Origin of the sequence: Bradyrhizobium sp. STM 3809 (assembly GCF_000239795.1) — a bacterium.
Classification (GTDB): domain Bacteria; phylum Pseudomonadota; class Alphaproteobacteria; order Rhizobiales; family Xanthobacteraceae; genus Bradyrhizobium.
In genome coordinates, this window is sequence record NZ_CAFJ01000265.1 from 71,074 (window position 1) to 78,015 (window position 6,942).

The 6,942-nt window shown below is 66.6% G+C and carries 6 protein-coding genes; 2 read left to right on the forward strand and 4 right to left on the reverse strand.

Annotation, left to right across the window (positions count from 1 at the left end):
* Positions 1-26 precede the first annotated feature (26 nt).
* The 4 genes from BRAS3809_RS15060 to BRAS3809_RS15075 all read right to left on the reverse strand — a co-directional run bounded on the left by BRAS3809_RS15060 (position 27) and on the right by BRAS3809_RS15075 (position 6,483).
* Positions 27-941, reverse strand: a complete 915-nt coding sequence (locus BRAS3809_RS15060) for an ABC transporter permease (protein ID WP_035656341.1) — start codon at positions 939-941, stop codon at positions 27-29.
* Complete coding sequence (locus BRAS3809_RS15065; protein ID WP_008962977.1) at positions 938-2,110, reverse strand: ABC transporter ATP-binding protein; 1,173 nt, start codon at positions 2,108-2,110, stop codon at positions 938-940. The genes BRAS3809_RS15060 and BRAS3809_RS15065 overlap by 4 nt, the downstream gene beginning before the upstream one ends.
* Before the next feature lie 48 nt (positions 2,111-2,158).
* Positions 2,159-3,712, reverse strand: coding sequence for a glycerol-3-phosphate dehydrogenase (locus tag BRAS3809_RS15070; RefSeq protein ID WP_008962978.1), 1,554 nt, complete (start codon positions 3,710-3,712; stop codon positions 2,159-2,161).
* Between the two features lie 131 nt (positions 3,713-3,843).
* Positions 3,844-6,483 carry a sensor domain-containing protein gene (locus BRAS3809_RS15075; RefSeq protein WP_502685668.1) on the reverse strand — a complete coding sequence of 880 codons (2,640 nt, stop codon included), beginning with the start codon at positions 6,481-6,483 and terminating at the stop codon, positions 3,844-3,846.
* Between BRAS3809_RS15075 and BRAS3809_RS37320 the strand changes: the two genes are divergently transcribed.
* Positions 6,365-6,724: a hypothetical protein gene (locus tag BRAS3809_RS37320; RefSeq protein ID WP_240535685.1), complete on the forward strand. Its 360-nt coding sequence runs from the start codon at positions 6,365-6,367 to the stop codon at positions 6,722-6,724. The genes BRAS3809_RS15075 and BRAS3809_RS37320 overlap by 119 nt on opposite strands.
* 37 nt (positions 6,725-6,761) lie before the next feature.
* Positions 6,762-6,942 (forward strand): FAD-dependent oxidoreductase (locus tag BRAS3809_RS34875; protein ID WP_139017360.1); only part of this gene is annotated, 181 nt, incomplete at its 3' end.

The following is a 6,942-nucleotide window of genomic DNA, read 5'->3' on the forward strand; positions in this document are numbered from 1 at the left end:
AGCGCGCATCGGGAGCGCACCCTCCATCATCGGCTCTCCTCCAATTGCCGGCGCTGCAGCCTGTCGTAGAGCAGCAGCGGCAGCAGCAGCACGGCCAGCAGCACCACGGCGATACTGGAGGCGACCGGCCAGTCCTTGTTGGTGAAGAACTCGAGCCAGAGGGTCTGGCCGATCATCAGCGATTTGGAGCCGGCGAGCAGGTCGGGAATCACGAACTCGCCGACGATCGGGATGAAGCACAGTAGGGCGCCCGCACCGACGCCCGGCAGCGACAGCGGGAACGTCACCAGCCAGAAGATCTCGCGCGGCGTCGCGCCGAGATCGGCGGCGGCCTCCTCCAGCGCCGGCTCAAGCTTGGTCAAGGTCGCGAACAGCGGCAGGATCATGAACGGCAGATAGGAGTAGACGATGCCGACATACATCGCGCTGTCGGTCGACAGCCACACCACCGGTGTGGACACCAGATGCAGCGCGAGCAGGATCTGGTTCAAGAGGCCGTCATGCTGGAGGATGTTGACCCAGGCATAGATGCGGATCAGGAACGAAGTCCAGAACGGGATGATGACCAGCATCATCGCGATGCCCTGCCAGCGCTTCGGAAGCCGCGCCATGCCATAGGCGATGGGATAGCCGATCAGCAGAAGGATCGCCGTCGACGTCAGAGCGACGATGACGCTGCGCAGATAGGACGCGAGATACAGATCGTCCGACAGCAGCAGGCGGAAATTGTCGAGCGACAGCGCGGCGAATGCCTCCGAAAGCGACGACCAGCCTTCTGCCAGCGAGAACACCGGCGTATAGGGCGGCTGCGCGATCGCGGTCTGCGACAGGCTGATCTTGGCGACAAAAGCGAACGGGACCAGGAAGAACAGCACCATCCAGACATAGGGCGCGATCGCGGCGAAGCGCGCCGGGCGCGAGAAGATGCGGCGCGCGCTCATCGCTCCAGCACCACGCAATCGTCGGGCGTGAACCAGGCGACGATGCGCTGGTTCAGCCCGTAGCCGTCGGCATCGAGCCGCGCCGTGTTGGCCTGGGCGGCGTGCAGCACGGCGCCGCCATCGAGCCTGACCTTGTACACTGTCTTGCCGCCGAGATAGCTCGCATCGGTGATGGCGCCCTCGACGCAATTGATCGCGGCGGCATCGCCGGCCGGTCGCCGGAGGGCGAGGCGGATCTTCTCGGGTCGGATCGCGACGGCGACCCTGCCTTCACCGATCGCAGCCACAGGCTGCGCAGCGACGAGCTCGCCCGCCGTCGCGGTCGCGACCCGCAGCCGCAGCGGCTCTCGCGCCGTCACCTCGCCCTCGAACAGATTGATGTCGCCGACGAACTCCGCGACCCAGCGCGAGGCCGGCTCCTCATAGAGCCTGCGCGGAACGGCGACCTGCTCGAGCCTGCCCGCGTTCATCACGCCGATCCGCGTCGCCACCGTCATCGCCTCCTCCTGGTCGTGGGTGACGATGATGAAAGTCATGCCGAGCCGGCGCTGCAGCTCCATCAGCTCGGCTTGCGTGGTCTCGCGCAGCTTCTTGTCGAGGGCGGCCATCGGCTCGTCGAGCAGCAGCACCTGCGGTCGCCGCGCCAGCGAGCGCGCCAGCGCCACGCGCTGCTTCTGGCCGCCGGACAGCTGGTCGGGCTTGCGCTTCTCGAGCCCTTCGAGCCGGACCAGCGCCACCATCTCGGCCACGCGCGTGGCGATCTCGGCCCGCGGCATGCCGGCGCGTCTCAATCCGAAGGCGATGTTGTCGCGCACGTTCAGATGCGGGAACAGCGCGTAGTTCTGGAACATCATGTTGACCGGGCGCTGGTGCGGCAGCATCTGCGCGATGTCCTCTCCCGACAGCAGGATACGCCCCTCGTCCGGCGCCTCGAAGCCGGCCAGCATGCGCAGCAGCGTGGTCTTGCCGCAGCCGCTGGGACCGAGCAGCGCGAAGAATTCGCCGGCGCGGATGTCCAGCGAGAGGCCGTCGACCGCGCGGAAGCTGCCGAAGGTCTTGACGACGTTCTCGATACGCAGAACGGGAGGCTGAGGATCGGGGCGCTGCTCCCCTTGCGGCGATGGCGCCGGCTCGGCGGCGGGCTCTGAAGTCGCGATGTCGTCGGCCATGATCCGGTCAATTCACCCTGCCGGCCTGAACGGCGCGGCGAGGGCAAGCTAGCCGCCGATCGACTGCAGCTCAACCGCACGCGCCGCGCTATCCCCGTTCACGTCCCCGTCGCGCGGCGGGACAGCATTCCCAACGCCCGCTGCCCGCGCCATGAACCCCGCCAGCGCGTCGCGCTCGACGGCCGAGAGGGTCAGGCCGAGCTTCGTCCGCCGCCACAGCACGTCTTCGGGAAACCGCGCCCATTCCCTGGTCATGAGATAGCGGACCTCGGCTTCCGTGAGCTGCGCGCCGAAGGCCAGGCCGAGATCCGACCGGCTGGTGGCGTCACCGAGGATCTCGCTCAGCCGGGTACCGTAGGCGCCGACCAGCCGCCGTGCCTCGGCCTCGCCGAGGAAGCGCCAGCGATCCCCGGCGTCATCGACGAGGTCCTCGAAACGTTTCCAGTCGAAATCGCCCCCCGGCAGCGGCGCTTCGGCAGTCCAGCGCGGCGACATCGGAAAGAACCTGGCAAGCCTGGACATGGCCTGCTCAGCGCGGCTTCGAACCGTGGTCACATCGCCACCGCACATGGTCAGGAGCGGTGCCTCGCCGCGACTGGCTTGGAAGCTCACCACGGTCTCGAGCTGTCCGCTCTCACTCCCGCGCAGCATCATGTTGGCACCGGCGACCGTTCTGACGACGTCGGCCGGCTGGATGTCCGAGCGGAAGTAGCGGTTCGCCGCCTTGCACAGATAGACCACGTCGGCCGCCGGCATGGTCACCACGGCCGGATCGCCAGTGAAGCCATGAGCAACGGTTCCGATCAGGGTGAAGTCACCGGCATAGGGCTGGGCGAAGATCAGCCGCCCGTCCGAATTCTGAAACACGTAGACGGCATCGACATCGAACAGCCGGGGCACCACGACCTGGTTGACCTGCCGCGCGGTGACACGCAACGGCGGCTGGCGCAGCACCGTCTCCGCCGTCGAGACGCTCCACGCCCCCGTGGCATTGGCGAGCGCGCCGGCGGTGACGATGCGGCGATGGCCGCGGTCGATGATCGCCAGGCGCCAGATGCGGTCGCGGTCAGCCCGGATGCAGCGGGCGCCGGTCCGGATGGCCGCGCCGCGCTCGGCGGCGTCGAGCGCCGTCAGCGCCACGAGGCGCGAGTCGTCGACCACGCAGTCCGAATATTCGAACGCCGTGCCGATCGGACGCTTCAGCGCATCGCCGATCGGATGATGCGTCACGTCGAGCGTTGTCGCCGAAGGAAGCTGCCTTCGCGCGGCAAGCCGGTCGTAGAACCAGAGGCCGGTCCGCAGCTGCCAGTGCGGACGCTCGTTGGCGGGGGCGGGTATGGCGAAACGGATCGGCCGCACCACATGCGGGGCGATCGCGAGCCAGATGTCGCGCTCGGCAAGCGATCTGCGCACGCGCAGGACGCTGCGTCGCTCGAGTGCGGCGAGATCGCCATGCACCAGCCTGGACGTCGCCGATGAAGCGGCGCCGCCGAGATCGCCCTGCTCCAGCAGGATCACGCGCAGGCCGCGGCCGGCCGCGTCGCGCGCCAGGCTGACGCCGTTCAGACCTCCACCGATGATTGCAAGATCGTAGTCCGCCATGCGCACAGGTCTTCGAGCGTGTCAGGACGCGCGATCGTAGACCTGCACCGATGATTCTCGTAGTCGCGGAGTCGGAGAGTCAGCGGATAATTCCACGCTGTTGCGCGACAGCCTCTGACGTGCCCCGAAAGTCAGCCCGTCTTCCGCACGCTCTCCACCACATCGTCATGGGCGCGTCCGACGATGCCGTCATATTTGTCGATCGGCAGCGGCTTGCCGAGGAGATAGCCCTGAACCGAATCGCAGCCCTGCTCGGCCAGGAAGCCGAGCTGCTCGGGCGTCTCGACGCCCTCGGCTACGATCGACATGTTCATGCCGTGGCCAAGACCGATGACCGCACGAATGATCGCTGCCGATTGCGGGTTGCGGCCGAGATTCATGACAAACGCCCGGTCGATCTTGATCTTGTCGAACGGGAAGGCCTGCAGATAGCTGAGCGACGAGTAGCCGCTGCCGAAATCGTCCATCGAGACGCGGACGCCCAGCGCCTTCAGCCGGCGCAGCAGCGAGACGCCGCGATCGAAGTCCTCGATCAGCACGCCCTCGGTGATCTCCAGCTCGAGCCGTCCCGGCGACAGCCCGGTCTCGAGCAGGATCGAATGAACCAGACCGACGAGATCGCCATGCACGAACTGGGCGGGCGACAGGTTGACTGCGACCTGCAGCGGCTTCGGCCACGACGCCGCCTCGCGGCAAGCCTCGCGCAGGATCCATTCGCCCATCTCGACGATCAGCCCACTCTCCTCGGCGAGCGGGATGAAGTCGCTCGGCGGCACGAAGCCGCGGACCGGATGCTGCCAGCGCGCCAGCGCCTCGAAGCCGATGATCTCGCTGGAATCGACGGTGCGGCCGGAGCTCGCCTGCGGCTGGAAGTACAGCGACAGCTCGCCATGCTTGATCGCGACCGAGAGCTCCTGGTGCAGCACCCGGCGATCGCGGATCTGCTGGTCCATCTCGGGCTCGTAGAAGGTGATGCTGCCGCGGGCCTTGGCCTTGGCGCGGAACAGGGCGGCGCCGGCATTGGCGAGCAGCGAGGCCGGGTCCGAGCCGTTGTGGGGGAATACCGAGATGCCGGTGGTGAGCGCGGTGCGAATCGACTTGCCGTCGATCTGGAATTCGACGGCGATCGCCTCGGCCAGCTGTTCGGCCAGTGCCCTGCCCGCCTCCGGTTGCTTGCCGTCGATGATCAGCCCGAACTCGTCGCCGGAAAGTCGCGCCACGACGCCGCCGCGGGCCACGGCATGAACGCGGCGCGCGACCTCGATCAGAAGCTTGTCCCCGATGGCATGGCCGAAGACGTCGTTGACATCCTTCAGGGCCTTCAAGTCGACGTTCAGCACGGCGAACTCCTCGCCCGTGTCGCGGCAGGCCTCGATCATCTGGCTCAGCGCCTGCAGGAAGGCGGCGCGGTTGGGCAGATCGGTGAGGCCGTCGTGATAGGCCATGTGCGCCATCCGCGATTCGGTCTGGCGCCGGTCGGTGACGTCCTCATAGGTCTTGATCAGATATTGCGGCTCGTCGGATTCACCCATGACCGTCACCCGCCGGGTGAGGAACAGGCGCAGGCCGTCCTTGGTCGAGATCGGGTGCTCCTCGGTCATCGCGCCGCGCTTCCTGATGGCGGCCTCGTCGCGCGCCACGATCAGCCGGGCCTCGCGCGGATTGAAGATGTCCGCCGCGGTCAAGCCGGTGGCGTCCTCGCGCTTGCGGTTGAGGATGATCTCGGCGCGGCGGTTGGCGAGCAGATAGCGGCCGTCGCGGGCGCTTTCGACGATCAGCGACACCGGGATGTTGTCGACGACGAGCTCCAGGAACTTCTTGGTCTTCTCGAGCTCGAGGCTGAGCGAACGACGCTCGGTGGCGTCGTCGAACAGCGCGATGAGAAACTGGGGCTCGTTCTTGTCGTTGCGCGCGACGACACGGTGGGATTCCAGGATGCGTTTGTCGTCGCCGCGCCGAACCACGAGCTCGCTGCGATGGGTGGTGCCGGGCGCCAGCAATGCCGCGCGATCGGCAGCCGCGATGTTGGCGGCCGTCTCGTCGCCGAACAGCTCGCCGGGGCGCCGGCCGATGATCTGTTCCCGCGACATCTGCGAGAATTGCTCGAACGCCCGGTTGGCGAAGATATACCGACCGTCCTCGATGTTCTTGGCGGCGACACAGACGGGAACCTGATCGATCACCGACTCCAGGAACTGCTTGGTCGAGGCCAGCTCACGTTCGAGCCGGCACTGCACCGTGCAGTCTTCATGGATGCCGATTGATCCGCCGGTCGGGAGCCTAAAAATCTTGGCGCGGATCGCGCGGCCGTCCGGCAACTCGGTCAGGCAGCCGTCGGGCTCGCGGGCCTTGCGGGCATAGTCCTCGATGGTGAGCTTGAGCAGTCCCCGCTGGCGCCGCAGTTCGACCAGATCCCGCCCCGTGCAACCCGGAGGAATGTCCGCCCGGCTCATGCCGTAGATCTCGAGGAAGCGGCGGTTGTAGAAGACGACGCGATTGCTGGCGTCGGTCATCATCAGGCCCTGGCTAAGATTGTTGAGGGCCGAGCTGATGAAGGCGTTGCGCCGCAATTGCGCCCGCTTGGTGCGTCGCAGCGCGGAGTGGATCCAGATCAAGACCGAAGCGAGAAAGGCGCAGACGACGATGCCGCCGATGACGACCTTCCACAGCACGTCGGGCTCGACCGAGCCGATGGAACTGGACGGCGAGACATCGGCGGTAGCCCAGGCTGGTGTCGACAAGGCAGCCATCATCACTGCCGTGGCGGCCATCCAGGCCGCAACGCCACGCGCACGATACGCGTTTCGGTCGCTTGCCTGCCAAAAGTTGCCAGCCATCAATCACCCGCGGTATTCGGATGGCATCCTCTGGCTCGACCGGTTTGGATCGGGTAAACGCTTTCGGCAAACTTCGAAAAACACGAAGCAAATCCCGGCGATGCCGTTCTATGATGAATGGTTTGCTAAGCAATGGCGTGCTCTGGATCGGGGCCCCGCCCACTGGCGATTGTAGCGGTCAATGAGTTCTCGGAATCGTCTCGGAAACGCGAATGGATAGAGTGGATTGCGTCGTTGTCGGCGCGGGAGTCGTGGGGCTGGCCATCGCCCGCCAACTGGCCAAAGCGGGCCGCGAGGTCATCGTCCTGGAGGCCGCCGAGGACATCGGCACGGTGACGTCATCTCGCAACAGCGAAGTGATCCATGCCGGCATCTACTACAAGGCCGGCAGCC